Origin of the sequence: Bradyrhizobium sp. CCGB01 (assembly GCF_024199795.1) — a bacterium.
GTDB lineage: Bacteria > Pseudomonadota > Alphaproteobacteria > Rhizobiales > Xanthobacteraceae > Bradyrhizobium.
Genome location: NZ_JANADK010000001.1, coordinates 6,942,525 through 6,959,858 on the forward strand (window position 1 = coordinate 6,942,525; position 17,334 = coordinate 6,959,858).

The window sequence follows — 17,334 nt, forward strand, 5'->3', positions numbered from 1 at the left end:
CAGCGCTTCGCGCCAGAACCTGTCAGCGCTTTCGCGATCGCGACCTTGCAGCCATGCAATGTAGTCACGATAGCAGCCCTGTACGGCGGGCAGTGTGTCACCGCTCGCGTGCTGCAACACCTCCGCGATCAGCCGGGCCGAGCTCCAACCATCGACGAAGATGTGATGATGCGTCCAGATCAGCCAATGCCTGTTGTCGTCGAGACGTATCAGGCGAATGCGCTGGAGAGGCGGCTGTGAAATGTCGAAGCCACTCTCGCGGTCATGCCGGGATCTCTCGGCCAGCGCGGCTTCCATATCCATGGGCGTGTCGTCGCGCCAGTCCTCCTCAACGAACGGCACCGTCGCATGGCGATATACCACCTGCTGCGCTGCGCCCGACAGGTTCTGCCAGACAAACCCGGTCCGCAAGGCGGCGTGCCGGTCGCTGACCGCCTGCCACGCGGCCTGCAGCTTGCCGGCATCGACGCCGAACAGCTCGAGCCCGACCTGGTTCACATAGGCATCGTTGGGGCCGTCACGCAGCGCATGGAACAGCATGCCCTGCTGCATCGGCGAAAGCGGATAGATGTCCTCGATGCCGCGAGGATCCAGGGTCGTCGCGAGCCGATCGAGATCGACCTGGCCGAGCCCGGCCAATGCGACGTCCGATGGCGTAAGGCCGAACGCTCCGTCACAGCAATGCGCGACAAGTTCGCGCAGCGCGTCCTCGTAATGCGCCGCCAGTCGCTCGACCGTGGCGGGCCGATAGCGCCTGCGTCCATATCCGAAAGTCAATTCCAGCCGGCTCTCACGCACCAGGCCGGTGATGTTCAGCCTTCCTCGCATGGGCGCCGTGGCGCTGCGCGAAGGACCTGCGCTCTCCGGTGCGAAGGTAAAGAGCTGGGTCGTGCCCATGCTGCCGTCGAACCGGCCCAGATAGTTGAAGACGATCTGCGGCTCCGCCAATTGCGCCAAGGCATGGCGCTGTTGCTCGGAGCCGAGGTGGCGCAGCACGCCATAGCCGAGCCCGCGGTTCGGAATTGCACGAAGCCGTTCCTTGACCGCCTTGATCAGTGAAGCCTCGTCGGCGGCGCCATCGTTCAGTCGGACCGGGAATGCTGTCGTTAACCAGCCGACGGTCCGGGAGATATCCGCGTCCGGGAAAATGTCCTCGCGGCCGTGGCCTTCGAGCTCCACCGTGACCTCGTCGTGCTGGCTCCAGCGCGACACCGCCCGCACGAGGGCGGCCAGCAACAGGTCGTTGACTTGCGTCCGATAGGCGGCCGGCGCCTGTTCGAGCAGCCGCGACGTCAGGTCGGTATCGAACACCAATGACACCTCGCCGCCATCGCCGACGCGATCGACGCCGTCATGATCATCGTCACATGGCAGGGGCGCGCCGGCACCACAATCGCGCCAGTGGGGCAATTCGGCTGCAATCTCCGCGGTCGCCGCATAGGCATGCAGCCGCTCGCTCCACGAGGCATAGGAATCACTCTTCGGAGGCAGCGAGACCGCATTGCCGCGTTGCAGCTGGTCATAAGCCGCCGCCAGGTCTTCCAGCAGGATGCGCCAGGACACGCCGTCGACGACGAGATGATGGATCGCGAGCAGCAGCCGCTGGCCGCCGTCTGCCAGGTCCATGCCGACCGCGCGCAGCAGCGGTCCCGAAGATAGCGAGAGGCTTTCCTGCGCGGCGTGGGCGAACCCGGTGACCTCCGTCGCCCCACCAACGTCCGCATGAAGCCACAGCAATTCCGAGGGGGCCGGCGGGGGGCCTTGCTCGGCCTGCCAAGCGCCATCGACCTGCTTGAACCTCAGGCGCAATGCACCGTGATGGTGCACGATGGCTGCGAGCGCGCGCCGCAGCGTCTCCCAGTCGAGCCGCATCTGAGGTCGCAGCAGAACCGCTTGGTTCCAGTGATCGCGGTTGCCGATATCCTCGGCGAAGAAGCGCGCCTGGATTGGCATCAAGCGACGCATGCCGAGTGCAGCATCGCCATCGGTCGACGTCTTCGCGTCCCGCTTCTCGTTCTTCGCGGTCGCCCCTGTCGACAGGACGGCAACCGTCGCCAATCCAGCAATTGTCTGCTGGCTGAAGATCTGCTTCGGAGTCAGGCGGATGCCGCGCTTGCGCAAGCGCGCGATGATCTGGAGGCTGAGGATGGAATCGCCGCCAAGCTCGAAGAAATTATCATTGCGACCGATACGGTCGCGGCCGAGCACCTCGCACCAGACCGCCGCGATCGCCCCCTCGGTATCTCCCGCAGGCGCGGCATAGCCGACGGACGCCTCGTCTTGCGCCGGCTCAGGCAACGCGCGACGATCGACTTTTCCATTGGGCGTCAGCGGCAGTCGCGCCAGCATGACCATGTGCGCCGGCACCATATAGTCCGGTACGATCGCAGCCAGCTGTTGCTTGATCGCATCGGCCTGCGGACCCACGCCGCTCTCAGGCACGCAATAAGCGACCAGTTCCTGGCGTTCGGCGTTCCCGCCGATCGCGCGCGAGACCACCACCGCATCGTCGATCCCCGGCAGCGCCTTGATGACGCGCCCGACCTCGCCGAGTTCGATGCGATAGCCGCGCAATTTGATCTGATCATCGGTGCGGCCCAGAAATATCAAGCGCCCCGCCCCGTCGCAGCGGACACGGTCTCCGGTTCGGTAGAGCCGCTCGCCTGCGGCCCCGAACGGATCCGGCACGAAGCGTTCCGCAGTCAGACCTGCCGCGCCACGATAGCCGCGCGCCAGCCCGGCACCACCGATATAGAGCTCGCCGGTGACGCCAATCGGCACTTCGTTCAGTGTGTCATCCAGGACATGGGCTCGCAGATTGGCAAGAGGTAGTCCGATCGGTACAGGATCGGTCTCATGCTCAGCCGCGCACTCATGCGTCAATACGCCGACGGTCGTTTCCGTAGGCCCGTAGTGATTCAGAATGCGGCATTCCGGCCGCAAGCGCCGGACTTCGTCCAGCAGCGCCTGGTCGCAAGCCTCTCCCCCAAGGATGAGCGCTTCGCGGGGCAAAAGATCGGTCGAACGCGAGGCCTTCAGCAACCCTCGCAGATGGCTCGGCACGATCTTGAGAACGTCGACCTCCCCCTCGCGCATGGCTTGCGCGAACGCATCCGCATCGAATACGGCGTCCGGAGGCAGCAGATGCAACGTCCTGCCGGTCGCGAGTGCTCCGAACAAGACAGTGTGGCCGAGATCGGCCGCCACCGTCGATACCATGGCCATGTTCGCTGACGGACGCGGCTCCAGGCGTTGCAGCAGCGCCTGCACATAATTGGCCAGAGCGCCGTGCGAGATGCTCACGCCCTTCGGCGCGCCGGTCGATCCCGACGTATAGATGACGTAAGCGGTCTGCTCCGGGTGAATCGCCGTGCCGACCGGCAGGCTCGATAGCTCTTCACGCGCGGCTTCCGCTTCCACATCGAGCACCAGGCCACCGAGCCCGCGCGCTTCGGCCAATGCCTCACCCGCCGCCAGCACGATATCGATGCCACCGTCCTTCAGGATGCGACGGACGCGCTCCAGCGGCCATTTCGGATCCAGGGGGACATAAGCGCCGCCGGCCTTCAGCACGCCGAGCAAGGCGACAACAAAGGCCGGTGAACGCTCGATCCACACCGCGACCGGTGTCTCGCGCGTCACGCCTTTGGCGATAAGGACATGCGCGATGCGGTGGGACGTTCGCTCGAGATCCGCAAAGGTCAATTGCTCATGGCCGCATCGGACGGCTACGGCCTTCTGACTATCGGTGGTCGATGCATAGTGGAGGCTGAGCACATCGGTGAAGCCGAACGCCGCATCCTGCTTCGACACGATCTGGCGGTACCTCTCATCGAGGACGAAGTCCGATATCCGCCGCTCGGCATTGCCGGCAATCTGGCGCAGTATCGAACCGAATTGGGCCGCCAGCCGCGCAATGGTCGGACGATCGAAGAGATCAGTGGCGTAGTTGAACGCCACCTTCATGCTGCCGGCGCCATCGATGACGTCGAGCGCGAGGTCGAAATGCGACCCTGCGAGATCGATGATGTCGATCTCCGCAGCCAGCCCTTCGACGCCCTCGAATCCGCCCGGCGCCGTCATGTAGTTGAACTTCGCCTGGAACAGCGGATTGTGGCCACCGCTGCGTTCGGGCCGGAGGCCGTCCACCAGCATTTCGAAAGGGAGATCCTGATGCGACAGCGCTTCGGTCACCGCTTCCTTGGACTGATGCAGCAGGCTCGGGAAGCTCGCTTCGCCGGCCACCTCGGCCCGCAGGACCAGCGTATTGACGAAACATCCGATCAACCGCTCGATCTGCGCGTGCCGTCGCCCTGCGATCGGGACGCCGATGCGAAGATCGCTCTGCCCGGTGTAGCGATGCAGCAGCACCTGATATGCGCCGAGCAGCAGCATGAAGATGCTGACGCGCTGCTTCGCAGCGATCTCCCGCAGCCGGGCGGCGAGCGCGGCGTCGACGGCAAGTCGGATCGTATCTCCGGCATGACTCTGGATTGCCGAACGCGGCCGATCGAGCGGCAACGCCAGGACCGGATGAACATCGCCAAGTCTGGCGCGCCAGTACGCGAGCTGCCGATGGCCCTCGCCTGCCGAGAGCCAGTTTCGCTGCCAGGCCGCGAAGTCCGCATATTGAATCGCCGGGATCGGCGGCGCGCCCGCGCCCTGCCCGATGCCGCTGCGATAGAGACCGGCCAGTTCCTCAAGCAACACGTTGAGCGACCAGCCATCGACGATGATGTGATGGGCAAGCAGCAGCAATTCGTGCGCGTCGTCCGCGAACTGAAGCAGCACCGCCCGCAACAGCGGGCCGTTCACGAGATCGAACGGCTTGCCGAGCTCCGATCGCTTGAGAGTCTCCGCGCGCTCGGCCCGTTCCCGCGCAGAATGAGACCGGAGATCCTCGTGCCGGATGCCAATGCGCATGACATCGTGGATGAGCTGCGTTCCACGACCATCCCTTGCGATGAACGTGGTGCGCAACATCTCGTGACGACGGACGATCTCGCCGAGAGCGCGCGACAGCACGGCGCCGTCGAGCCGTCCCTTCAGGCGGATTGTGCCTGCAACGGTATAGGCCGTCCCGGCCGGGTCCATGTTCCAGAGGAACCACAGCCGCTCCTGCGCGTGCGACAGCATCGCGCGATCGGCCGGCGCGGCCCACTGGATCGGCGGCAACGCCCGACCAGCACCGGTCCCCGCAACGGTATCGATCCGGCCAGCGAAGGCTGTCAGCGTCGGCGCGTCGAAGAAGGCGCGCAGCTCCACTTCCACGTTCAAGCGGTCGCGAATCGCAGCGGCGACCTGGCCTGCCGTGATCGAGTTTCCGCCGAGCACAAAGAAATCGTCCTCACGGTGCACCGCGGCGACGCCAAGCGCGTCGCACCAGATCGAGGCGACCGTACGCTCGGTATCGGTCGCCGGCACCGTCAAGGATGCACCGCCGCGGCGACGCCCCTTCTCGAACACCATAAAACTGTCGAGCGTGTCATCGGCGAGGCGTGCCGCGCAGGCCGACCGCTGCAACTTGCCGCTCGTGGTCAGCGGCATCGCTTGCGGGTTCAGCAAAACGATCACGGCTGGATATTCCTGCGCCTGACGGAGCACGGCTTCGCCAATTGCATGTGCGAGCGCTTCCGGCTCGCTGCGCTTGAGCACGGCTCGACTGAACTCCGCCGCCACTCCGATGGCTTCACGCCCGTCCATCTCGACCGCGAAGGCGGCAACCCGTCCGCTGCGAACGGATTCGACCTCGGCTTCAACCGCCTGCTCGACATCCGTCGGATAGACGTTCTGCCCGCGAACGATCAGCAGATCCTTGAGGCGACCAGCCACGACGAGCGCACCGTCGCGAATGAAACCGACGTCGCCGGTACGCAGCCAACGCACGCCGTCCCGCTCGACAAAGGCCTGGTGCGTCGCCTCGGGATTATTCCAGTATCCAAGCGCGATGCTGGAGCCCGCGACCCAGATTTCGCCGACCTCATTCGCCTCGGCCGCCGCCGAGCCATCGACACGCATGATGCGTATGGTGTGATCTGCATCGGTTCGACCGCATGCCACGAGGTCGGTGCCTTCGCCGGCGCTCGCAATGCGGCCTGCGGCGAGCTCTGCCGTGTCGAGCGTATGGCTGACGGTGTCGGCGGTGTTGTCGCCGGCCGTGACCAGCAGCGTCGCTTCGGCCAGACCATAGCAAGCCGTCAACGCCCGTCGATTGAACCCGGTCCGCGCAAATCGGTCCCCGAACTTCTCGAGGGTGGTTCGGCGAACGAACTCCGACCCCGAGAATGCGAATTTCCACCGGCTCAAGTCCAATCGACTGATGGTGTCGTCCGAAATGCGGTCGGCGCATAGCGAGTACGCAAAGTCGGGGCCACCGCTCATCGTGCCGCCGTGACGATCGATGGCCTCGAGCCAGCGTCGCGGCCGCTCGAGAAAGTTCCGCGGCGACATCAGGACGCCGGTAAAACCCGTGAACAACGGATTCAGGAGCCCGCCGATCAGTCCCATGTCGTGATAGAGCGGCAGCCAGCTCACAAAGACGTCGTCCGGCGTTCCTCCAGCAGCCGCTTCGATGGCGCGCTCGTTGGCCGCCAGATTGCCATGAGAGACGCAAACGCCCTTCGGCTGCGAGGTCGATCCGGATGTGTACTGGAGGAACGCGATTGCATCGGCCGCAAGCCTGGTCTCGCGCCACTCCGCTGCGAGTTCGGGCGTGATTGTATCCACCGCAACGATTTGCACGTCGCCCAATGCGGGCAGCGTTGCCTCGATGAGATCGCGCAGCGCCGTCTCGACCAGGATGAAGCGCGGCGCCGCATCCCGCAGGATGCCGTTGAGACGTCCCGCATAGCGCTCGGGGCCGCCCTCCGGCGCATACGCCGGAACGGCAATCACGCCCGAATACAGGCAGGCGTAGAACGCCACGGCATAATTGATCCCGCTCGGAAGCAGGATCACCGCCCGCTCGCCTGCACCGCCCATCTGCTGCAGCCAGGCAGCGAGCGCCCTGATCCGAGCGTCGAGCGCAGCAAACGTCAGCTCATCAGCAACATCGTCGCCTTCCAGGAACCGCAACGCCACCTTCTCCGGTCGCAAGGCGGCATGCTCTCGCAAGCATTCGACGAGGTTGGCTCTGTCCATGTTCTCGAATCCCTGTCCGGCCGCGAGCCGGAAATCCTCACCGCCCGAATGACGAGTGCTGCCGGTCACCCCTGCCGATGAGCTTCGGCCATTGCGACGATCACCTTGCGCGGTCCCTTGAATGGAGCACGCGCATGCGCGGTGAGCATATTGTCGAGCATCACGACGTCGCCGGCCTGCCAGGGAAAGCTGACCTTGTGTTTCTCGAGAACGGTCCGGACGATCGACAACGTCTCGTCCTCAATGGACGAACCATCACCGTAGAAGACATTGCGCGGCAGATCGGCTTCGTCATCGACCACGTCGAGCAGACTCTCGCGTACTTCCGGCTCGAGATTGGAGACGTGGAACAGATGTGCCTGGTTGAACCAGACCCAGTCGCCCGTGACCGGGTGCCGCGCCGTCCCCTGACAGACCTGGCGCGTACGGAGTTCTCCATCCTCTTTCCACTCGCATTCGATGTCGTGGCGAGCGCAGTATGTCTCCACTTCCGACCTGGAGTCGGTGCCGAACACCTGCTGCCAATCGACATCGAGGCCGTTGCCGTAGTTCCGCACATACATCACGCCCTTGTCCGCGAACCGTTGCCGGATGGCCGGCGGCATGTCGCGATAGATGGCGCGGCTATCGGCGATCGGCGTCTCCCCGCCTTCCAGCGCCGGCTGCATGCAATAGAACCAGATCTTCATCGGCCAATCGCGGGTGTAGGCCTGCTCGTTGTGCAGCGGGATATGCTGGTGCGGCGGATATTCCGTAGACGTGTAGACCCCTGAGGTTACCTGCGAACGCGGCGTCGATCCAAACTCGTAGGTGAGCAGCGGGTGACCGAAATCGGCCGCGAAGGCCCGAAACGCATCGGGACCATCGAGCGAGAAATCGCGAAACACGATGCCGCCACTATCGACCAGGTGCCGGTCGACCGTCTCGCGCAGCATCGGAAGCGCTTTGCCGAGCGGCTCCCCGGCCTCGCCTGCCTTGAGCAGCAGGGGAAGGGTTTTGCCTTCAATGAGTGGCTGAACGGAAAACGCGCTCATGACTTTCGCTCCGATGCACATCAATCGATCGCCCCGATCGCCGGGCCAGCTCGGCGCCGATGCGGTCGATCAGCTCGGCTTGCTGCGTGTGAATGAAGAAGTGATGCCCCGGCAGGATATCGAGCGCGAATGACACTGAGGTCTCCTGCCGCCAGGCCTCGAGCGCTTCGCGGCCGGTCCCGTCGTCCGCTCCGCCGAAGACGTGCACGGGGCATGGCAACGGACGCCGTGGCCGGTAGACATAGGCCCCGCACATCAGGAAGTCGGCGCGGAGCACGGGCAGCGCGGATCGCATCAACTCCGCATTCGACAGCGCCTCCTCGGGCGTGCCCTGAAGATCGCGCAACTCCTGCATCAGAGCCTCGTCGCTCAGCGGCTGGCGCCACTTTCTGCCGTCCCGAACCGCCGGCGCCTCCGCACCCGAGGCAAAGAGAATGGTCGGCGCAGGCGCTCCGCGATCAATCAGGCCGTGCGCGAGCTCGAACGCGATCACCGCACCGAGGCTGTGCCCGAACAATGCGTAAGGCCCGTCGAGTTGCGCACCGAGTTCGCCAGCGAGCTGCGCTGCCAATACGTGCGGATCGGTCGCGAGCGGTTCATCCATGCGCGCGCCGCGCCCGGGCCATTCCACCGGCCGCACGTCGATCCACGACGGCAGAAGCCTGCGCCACCGCGCATAGAACATGGCGCTGCCGCCGGAGTAAGGCAGACAAAAAAGCCGCATCGGACGACTGGACTCCGCTGACTACGCCGACTGCTTGGGCGTCGCGTCATCCATGAATTTGCGCAAGCTGAGCGGGCGCATGTCGGTCCACACATGTTCGATGTGGTCGAGACATTCCTTCTTGCTGCCCGTCTTGCCCGCCGCCTTCCAGCCGCCCGGAATTTCCTTGAACGTCGGCCAGATGGAGTATTGCTCTTCGTGATTGACGACGACGGTGAAGGTGACGTCGTCTCTGTCGAACACCATCATGGCTCGGTCCCCTTTTCGGAAAGCGAAAGCAGAGACGTTTGACTAGGTCAGAAGCAGACGATGGTCAAAGCAATAACGACGCCGCATTTTTTAAGAGCTCAAAACTGGCGACGGACGCACACAATGCAACCTCTGCGCTTGCACGCCAACACGTGGTAAAATATCGAGATTTCAGGACGCGTCGCAGATTGCTGCAAATCTAACTGCACAAGGAGGAACTTTCCCGATGCGACTTGATCGCGCGGTTTGTCGCGGGCCATCCTTCATCGCACTGTCATCAATTCCGTCGAATGGCTCGTGACGAAACAATGCCGCCGCGGATCGACCGCGGCGGCATGAATTCCGGCTCCAAGACGGCGATTCAGAAATTGAAGGTGGTGGACACCAGATAGGTTCGAGGCGCACCGAGTGTGATGACCCCGCTATATGCCGAGGCCCAGTAGGCCTTGTTTCCGACGTTCTCGATATTGGCGCGCACGACGATCGGTTTTCCGTTCCAGGGGGATATAAAGGTATATCGCGCCCCGATGTCGACACGCGTCCATTCGGGCAAGGTCAGCGTATTCGTGACGTTGACGTATTGCGAGCCGGTATAGATGACCCTGCCCGTGAACGTGAGACCACGCACGAACGGCGTATCCCATTCCGCGCCCATATTGACGTTGACGACGGGCACGCCGACCGCCTTCTTTCCGTCGTTGATCCCGCCTTGGGTCTGCTCCTGCACACCGTCAATCAGGGCGACGCCGCCGAGAACACGGATATCGGGCGTGATCTCGCCGAACACGTTGAGTTCCGCACCCCGATTGCGCTGTCTGCCGTTGAGTTGCTGGCTCGCGGAAACACCGGAGGCCACCGAAATAATGCTCGGCTGGCTAATGTCGAACACGCTCAGCGTGGTCGTGAATCGACCTGCGTCGATCTTCATACCCGCCTCGGCCTGCTTCGTCTGGGCTGGCGGGAACACCGTCCCGACATTCGTAAAATTGCCCGAGACCACAACGGGTGTCTGGAGACCTTCGATGTAATTTGCATAGAGCGCGACGTTCTCGACCGGCTTGACGAGAATTGCGTATGCCGGACTCCACACCGACGTGTCTTGCTCCGGGCGACTCAAGGCCGGGCTCAGGATGTTCGTCACTTCCGTTCCAGCGGTCTGGCGGCGAACGCCAAGCGTGAGCTGAACGCGCTTGTTCAGGATCGACATCGTGTCGGAAACGCCGACGCTTGACAGCGACACCCCAGTGACCTGGCTGGCAGATAGCGTCGAGAAGTTAGGTTTCGCAATGTTGGTCGGCTCGGTATACAAGTTCCAGAAGATCAGATCCGCAAGAGCGCTGCTCGAGCGGGTCCAGACCTTCTGATTGTAGGTCCGGTCAGTGATCGAGTAGTTGACGTTTACCGCATGATTGACCGGACCCGTATCTGCCGTTGCCCGGACACCGGCCTCGCCCGCCAGCGTCTCGAACGTTTCCTTGCCGGCAAACGGTCGCGACCACAAACCTCCCAACTGAGAGACGCCAGGCGGAGAGGTCAATGCTCCCGCAGCGACGTTGGAAATGTTGGGCGACGGATAGGCGTAGTTGATGTTGCTATCGTGATAACCGAATGCTCCATACGCAGTCATCCAGTCGGTGACATCCACTTCGCCTCTGGCGGTCGTAAAGAAGTCGGTCGGTGCATAATAGGCCCACGGAACCTGAAAGTTTAGCCCGGCCTTTGGCGGCGCGGGAATGACCGTTGTTGTGGTCGGGACATTGAAGAAACGCATCGGCGGGTTCAGATTGTCGGCCTGATAGCCGATATCGACTGCCGCGCGCACGCGCTCTCCGCGATAATCGAGGCCCAGAACCGCGTTGCCGAATTCATCGGTCTGACGGTTCCAGGGCGTGTTGCCATTCGAGTAGGTGCTATTCAGCCGAACCCCCCACTCCTTGTGCTCACCGTAGCGACGGCTGACGTCAATATTTTCGCCAAACTGCGATTTTGAAGCGTAGGTTGCCGTGAGCTGCGTAATGTCGATATCGGGCGCATGCTTTGTGATCAGATTGACGCTTCCGCCGACCGCGCCACCGCTCGAAACACCAGTGCCACCGGCCGTCATACCGTTGAGCAGCGCGCTCGGCCCCTTCAGCACCTCGACGCGCTCGACGAAGTTTGCACCCGTAGAATAATAAGGTGCAATTCCGTAGAGGCCGTTCAGTCCATAGTCACCACTGTCATAGTAGAAGCCGCGAATGAAGAGACTATCCGCACCACCACCTGCCGCTTGAACGACCCTGACCGAGGGATCGTTGGCGAGAACCTCACGGATCGTGCGCGCTTGCTGGTTCTGGATGAGCTCGGCCGTATAGCTGGTCTGGTTGAACGGCGTGTTCATCACGCCGCGATTGCCCAGAAGTCCGAGACTTCCACCGCTCGCGACCTGCCCGCCTGCATAGGCAGGCGGTACAGTGCCGACCGTACCGGTCGAAGGCACCACATAGGGAACAGGCGCAGCCTGACGCGGAGCCGTCGTAGCGGCCTGCCTCTGTCCCCGCGACGCGCGCGTCGACTGGGATCTTTGGATCGACTGCCGAACTCTTGGCTTGGGAGCATCGACGGTTACAGGCGGCAGATTCGATTGCGCAGATGCATGCTGAAGGTCACCCGACGATTCGATCGACAGCGCAAGATAACTCACCGCTCCCAGCGATAGCGTACGTACGATTTTCTTGGCCGAGAGTTCACGCGTCATTCCTGCACCCCAATTCCACTTAGCAAGCAAGTCCCCGCGCTTCCTAACATGCGAGGGTGCTCCGAGAAGGAATTGAGAACTAGAAATTATCTAAGGTTGCAGGACAAACCGTCGCGACTGGAGGATCGATTCTTCATCTCCAATTGCGTCGTCAGATTTTGAACGCTTCTATTTTCTAATCGTTCTAATCGTCGATCCGCATACGGCACGTCGGCGACACTTTGCGGCTTTGTCCTGAATTTTCGATCTAGCCAAGCAGGTTGCGTATCGCCCGCATGAATATTCCTGCGCCAATTCCTATCAGCTCATCTGGAAAGTCATAATTCGATTCATGCAGGCCGGGATGCTCCTCGCCCGCCCCCAGAAAGAACATCGCCGCCTTGGATCGCGCACCGAAACGCCCGAAATCCTCAGAGCCACGCAGCGGAAGGCCATGTGCAGAATGTCGCACCCCTTCCAAATCGAGAGCACTTCGAAGATGGGCAACAGCGTCGACATCATTTGCGCAATGATTGAACACGTCGCGATAGGCGATTTTCAAACTCAGTCCCTGGTCGGCCGCCACGCGTCGAATCAGGCCTTCTGCTTCCAGGCGAGCTCGTTCCATCATCTCGTCGGTCGGCGTTCTCAGTGTCGCCCACAGCTCGCCATGCCCCGGCGCGATCCCGAACGCCGGCTCCCCAAGCCTCGCGTGGGTGACCGTCAACATTGAGAAATCCTCATCCCGTTCTTTGCCGTGCCCGAGCGAGGGAAGCTCGACCAAGAGCCTGGCGAGCGCATTTCCCGGGGAAATCCCGAGCTCGGGGTTTGAGGCGTGCGAAGTTCGCCCTGATAATTTGATCTGCATTCCCTGCGAGGCGCAATTCACCAATCCCTCGCCAAGGGAGACCTGTCCCAAACCTAATCCTGGCAGGTTATGCAGCGCGAAGACAAAGTCGGGTTGCACTTGCCCGAACTTCGCATCGGCAAGGACAGCGGCTGCGCCGGATCCGTCTTCTTCGGCGGGCTGAAACAGGAGTGCCGCGCGGCCTCGTCGTGGACGTCGTCTCCCCAGGCCCTGCGCCACGGCTACCAGAATTGCCATGTGCCCATCGTGGCCGCAGAGGTGCGCCTTTCCAGGCGCCAGCGACCGATGCTCGAATTCCGATGTTTCCTGAATCGGCAGTCCATCCAGTTCAGCCCGAAGCATGATCGTCGGGCCCGGCTCACATCCTTCATAGATTCCGAGCACTCCGTGACCACCGAGCCCAACAATGATCCTGTCGGCGCCCGTAGCGTGAAGACGGGTCCGTACCGCCTGAGCGGTCTTTGCCTCTTGCCCTGAAAGTTCGGGCTCAGCGTGAAGACGGCGCCGCCATGCAATCAATTCATTCAAGTCGTTCTCGGTCAGGAACATCGGGTTAGCTCTCGCTGGTCGTCGTCGCGTGACAGATTCGGCCAAACGTCTGCTCGCACGTATCATCTGGAACGACAAATCGCGCTTACCAGCATCACCAATGCGGCGGACCGCTTCATCTGCAGCAACGATGATTGCCAGTCCGACGCGACGTCGTCCCACTTGCCGCTGATTAGGAGTCAGCCGCAAGCTGCGAACAATCAATGGTTTCCCGGTCGCAGACCGGAGCTTATCCGACCGAAATTGGGCATCCGTCGCACGATCAGGAAGTTGTTTTTGCACCGCGCCTGCTCGAGCTCGCCCGCCCGGGTCCTGCTGCACTGCAACTTGAAGTGTTCGTACGCGCGGCATGGCATGCGTGTCAGTCGGCACTGGATATTGCGGATGGACCGGCGTTCCGGGAAAAGAGAGGGGTCCCCGCCCTCCGCGTTGGACGGCTTAGAGGCCGAACAAGGTAACAACGCTTGTCGAACATCAATCTCAAGCTTCTCCATACCTTCCTGCTGGCGGCCGAGCACGAAAGCTTCCGGAAAGCCGCACAGGAATCTAACCGGTCTCCGTCCGCGGTGAGCATGCAGGTCCGCGACCTGGAAGAGCAGATCGGCGTCCTGCTCTTTCGCAGGACGCCGCAGAAGGTCTTGCTCACCCCCGAAGGCAAGATCCTGTTCGAGCAGGCAAAGCGCGCCCTTCAGGAAGTCCAGTCCGGCCTCGACCTCCTGACCGAAGCGGCACAGTCCCGCAGCCGCCACATTCAAATGGCCTGCGTTCCGACGCTCGCGACCGGCTGGCTTCCCAACATCCTGGCGACGTTCAAGGTCCGCTATCCGCGCAGCCAGGTGCAGCTCATGGAGCTGCCCACCGCTCCCATGCTCGAATTGCTGAGGCGGCGCGACGTCGAGTTCGGTGTCGGTCCGCAGATCCCAGGCATGGAGGATTTCGAGTTCGAGCCGATCCTGGAGGATCCGCTTTATGCCTGTGTGCCGCCGATCTTCGACGAGGGGCAGTCGAGCATCGGCTTTGCCGACCTCGCCGACAAGCCCACGATCATGCTGTCGACGTCGACTGCCGTCCGCGGGCTGATCGACGACAAGCTGGAGACGCTCGCCATCCGCCTCGACGTTCAGTTCGAGGTTCAGCAGGCCACGACGGCCATGGCCCTCGCAGCGTCGGGTCTGGGGATTGCTATCGTTCCGCGGGTTGCGCTGGTGCAGGCTGGTGTGCAGCAGTTTCGCATGGTCCCGATCTCCGACGACGTCGGGCTTCGACGGGTCGGCCTGATCACTGCCCGCGGCCCGATCCTGCGCCCGAACACCGAACGGCTGATTGCATTGATACGGACGAGCCTCGCCCAGCTCCGCTGAGCGTGGCGCATCAAAGCAGCTTCAAAAGAGCATCCACGACCTGACCTGTTGTCGCGAGGCCGCCAATGTCGCGGGTCCTCAACGCAGGGTCCTCCAGACCGCCGCGCACAGCAGTCTCGATCCTGTCGGCGCCAAGCCGCAACCGTCCATCCCGATGGCGCTGATCCAGACGCCGGAGCATCAAGACCGACGCCAGAATCGTTCCGTAGGGATTGGCAAGCCCCTTGCCCGCGATGTCGGGAGCAGAGCCATGCGAGGCCTGGAACAGGCCTATTCCGTCCCCGACCTCCTCCGACGGCGCAACACCCATCCCGCCAACGGTCGCCGCGCCCAGATCGGATATGATGTCACCAAACATGTTCTCGGTGACGATGACGTCAAAATGGGATGGCCTGTTGACGAGATGAACCGTCATGGCATCAACGAGGACGTGCTCGGATTCAATGTCCGGATAGTCCTTCGCCACCTCATCGAAGATAGCGCGGAAGAACGCATAGGTGCGCAGCACGTTGGCCTTGTCGCAGCAGGTCACGCGGCGGCGTCCGTCCTTGGGCGAACCGTTGCGCGTTCTGGCAAGTTCGAACGCGAACCGGACGACGCGTTCGATGCCCTTGCGGGTCTGGACAAGCGTGTCGACGGCAACCTCTTCCCTCAGCAATGCGCCTGCGCCGCGCGCGGCATAGAGCCCCTCGCTGTTCTCTCGGACGATGACGTAATCGATCAGCCCCGGGCGCCCGAGTGGGGACGGAACGCCATTGTACAGCTTGATGGGCCGCACATTGGCAAAGAGGTCCAGCTTGAAGCGGAGCGTCAGCGTGAAGTCGAGCCCCGCCTCAGTCCCATCGGGATGAACCACGCCGGGAATGCCGGCCGCTCCGTGGAGAATGGCGTCGGCCGTCCGACAGCCCTCGAAGGAGCTTGCCGGAAACGAGTCACCGGTTGCAAGGAAATGATCGGCGCCTGCGGGATATTCCACGAACTCGAGCGTGCCAGCCTGGACGCCCGCCTGCAGCACCGCAACCGCTGCTCGACCCACTTCTGGTCCGATGCCGTCGCCATGCACGACCGCAATTCTATAGGTGTCCTTCATGATACTCGCTCGACGGATTGCAACTGTGGTCGCCTCACATGGATCGTCCGGGGATCAGTCCAACTTGATCCAGACTCCCTTCGTGTTCAGGTATTCGTCGAGCTGTTCCGCGCCGCCCTCACGACCATATCCGCTCATCTTGTAGCCGCCGAAGGGCATTGCAGGGTCGATCGCGTGATAGGTGTTCACCCACACCGATCCTGCGCGGAGGCTGCGCGAGATGACGTGGGCCTTGCTCACGTCGCGCGTGAAAACACCTGCGGCGAGCCCGTATGGCGTCGCATTGGCTCGCTCCACGGCCTCGTCGAGCGTATCGAATGGCAGTGCCGAAATGACCGGGCCGAAGATTTCGTCGCGGGCGATCTGCATGTCGTCGGAAACGCCGGCGAACACGGTCGGCTCGACGAAGTTACCCTTCGCGAGGCTGCCCTCCCTCACCCTCCGGCCTCCGGTCACGACCTTCGCGCCCTCGTCGCGTCCACTGCGCAAGAAACCTTCGACCTTGTCGAGCTGTCGCTCGGAGACAAGGGGACCGATCTCGGTTGAGGGATCAGCTCCATCGCCGATCTTCAGCGCCGAGGCAAACTTACCGAGCCGTTCGACCAACTCGTCGTGGATCGCTCGCTCGACGAACAAGCGGGAGCCGGCGATGCAGATCTGACCCGAATTGGCAAACGCGGCCATCGCGGCAATCGGCACCGCCTTGTCGAGGTCCGCGTCGGCGCAGACGATGACCGGTGACTTTCCGCCGAGCTCGAGGGAGACCCGCTTGAGGTTGCCGGCCGAAGCTCGGATGATCGCCTGCCCGGTTGCGGTGGATCCCGTGAAGACGATCTTGTCGACACCGGAATGTTCGGCCAGGGGCGCACCGGCCTCCGAACCCGTTCCGGTCACGACGTTGACGACACCGGGAGGCACGCCGGCCTCGTTCATCAGATCCGCAATCAGCAACGGCGTCAGCGGCGCTTCTTCGGAGGGCTTGAGCACAATCGTGCAGCCGGTCGCGAGCGCGGGCCCGATCTTCCACACCGACGCTGCGGTGGGTGCGTTCCAGGGGATGATGGCTCCAACGACGCCGACAGGCTCCTTCCGCGTGAACGAGACGATGTCCCCCGGGAGTGAATTGTCGATCGTCTGCCCGTGGAGCGCCGTCGCCATGCCGGCGTAGTATCGCAACATGCCGAGCACGCGAAGCTTGTTCGCCCGCGTTCGGGCGATCGGCATTCCCATGTCGGCCGTATCGGACTGGCTGACCTCCTCCCAGTGCTTCTCGAACAGGTCGGCGATACGCAACAGCAGCGCTTGCCTCTCGAACGGCTTGAAACGGCTCCACGGTCCATCGAAGGCACGACGAGCCGCGGCGACCGCAAGGCCGATGTCGGTCGCATCCCCGCGCGGCACTCGACCGATCACTTCACCGGTCGCGGGGTTGCGCGTCTCGAAGACTTTTCCCGAGCGGGCCTCAACCCACGCACCATCGATGAACATCTTCCTGATACGGCCGTCGATTGGAAATCGGATCTCGGCGTTTGTCATCGCAGTACTCCTGTCTCAACAGTGGCGGTGGTCGGATGCCCCGCCGTTGATTGATTTCGCCGCTTTC

At 62.8% G+C, this 17,334-nt stretch carries 9 protein-coding genes (1 of these 9 cut by a window edge); 1 reads left to right on the forward strand and 8 read right to left on the reverse strand.

The window, feature by feature from the left end:
- From NLM25_RS32440 to NLM25_RS32465, 6 genes are all read right to left on the reverse strand, one after another.
- Positions 1-7,140 carry the 5' portion of a non-ribosomal peptide synthetase gene (locus NLM25_RS32440; RefSeq protein ID WP_254139742.1) on the reverse strand. It extends 2,598 nt beyond the left edge of the window, so 7,140 of the gene's 9,738 nt are visible here — the first part of the coding sequence; it begins with the start codon at positions 7,138-7,140; its stop codon lies beyond the left edge, outside the window.
- Between the two features lie 65 nt (positions 7,141-7,205).
- Positions 7,206-8,174 carry a TauD/TfdA family dioxygenase gene (locus tag NLM25_RS32445; protein ID WP_254139743.1) on the reverse strand — a complete coding sequence of 323 codons (969 nt, stop codon included), beginning with the start codon at positions 8,172-8,174 and terminating at the stop codon, positions 7,206-7,208.
- Complete coding sequence (locus NLM25_RS32450; RefSeq protein ID WP_254139744.1) at positions 8,143-8,898, reverse strand: thioesterase II family protein; 756 nt, start codon at positions 8,896-8,898, stop codon at positions 8,143-8,145. The genes NLM25_RS32445 and NLM25_RS32450 overlap by 32 nt, the downstream gene beginning before the upstream one ends.
- Positions 8,899-8,919: 21 nt before the next feature.
- Positions 8,920-9,147, reverse strand: coding sequence for an MbtH family protein (locus NLM25_RS32455; protein WP_254139745.1), 228 nt, complete (start codon positions 9,145-9,147; stop codon positions 8,920-8,922).
- Positions 9,148-9,508: 361 nt separating this feature from the next.
- Positions 9,509-11,884: a TonB-dependent siderophore receptor gene (locus tag NLM25_RS32460; RefSeq protein ID WP_254139746.1), complete on the reverse strand. Its 2,376-nt coding sequence runs from the start codon at positions 11,882-11,884 to the stop codon at positions 9,509-9,511.
- 247 nt (positions 11,885-12,131) lie between these two features.
- Positions 12,132-13,280, reverse strand: coding sequence for an amidohydrolase (locus NLM25_RS32465; RefSeq protein ID WP_254139747.1), 1,149 nt, complete (start codon positions 13,278-13,280; stop codon positions 12,132-12,134).
- A gap of 464 nt (positions 13,281-13,744) precedes the next feature.
- On the opposite strand from NLM25_RS32465, the gene NLM25_RS32470 reads away from it, so the two are divergent.
- Positions 13,745-14,641 (forward strand): LysR family transcriptional regulator, encoded by an 897-nt coding sequence (locus NLM25_RS32470; RefSeq protein ID WP_254139748.1) that lies wholly within the window; start codon positions 13,745-13,747, stop codon positions 14,639-14,641.
- Between the two features lie 10 nt (positions 14,642-14,651).
- Here NLM25_RS32470 and NLM25_RS32475 read toward each other — a convergent pair whose 3' ends face one another.
- Both NLM25_RS32475 and NLM25_RS32480 read right to left on the reverse strand, forming a co-directional pair.
- Positions 14,652-15,731, reverse strand: a complete 1,080-nt coding sequence (locus tag NLM25_RS32475; RefSeq protein ID WP_254139749.1) for an isocitrate/isopropylmalate dehydrogenase family protein — start codon at positions 15,729-15,731, stop codon at positions 14,652-14,654.
- A gap of 54 nt (positions 15,732-15,785) precedes the next feature.
- Complete coding sequence (locus NLM25_RS32480) at positions 15,786-17,267, reverse strand: aldehyde dehydrogenase (protein ID WP_254121798.1); 1,482 nt, start codon at positions 17,265-17,267, stop codon at positions 15,786-15,788.
- Positions 17,268-17,334 lie beyond the last annotated feature (67 nt).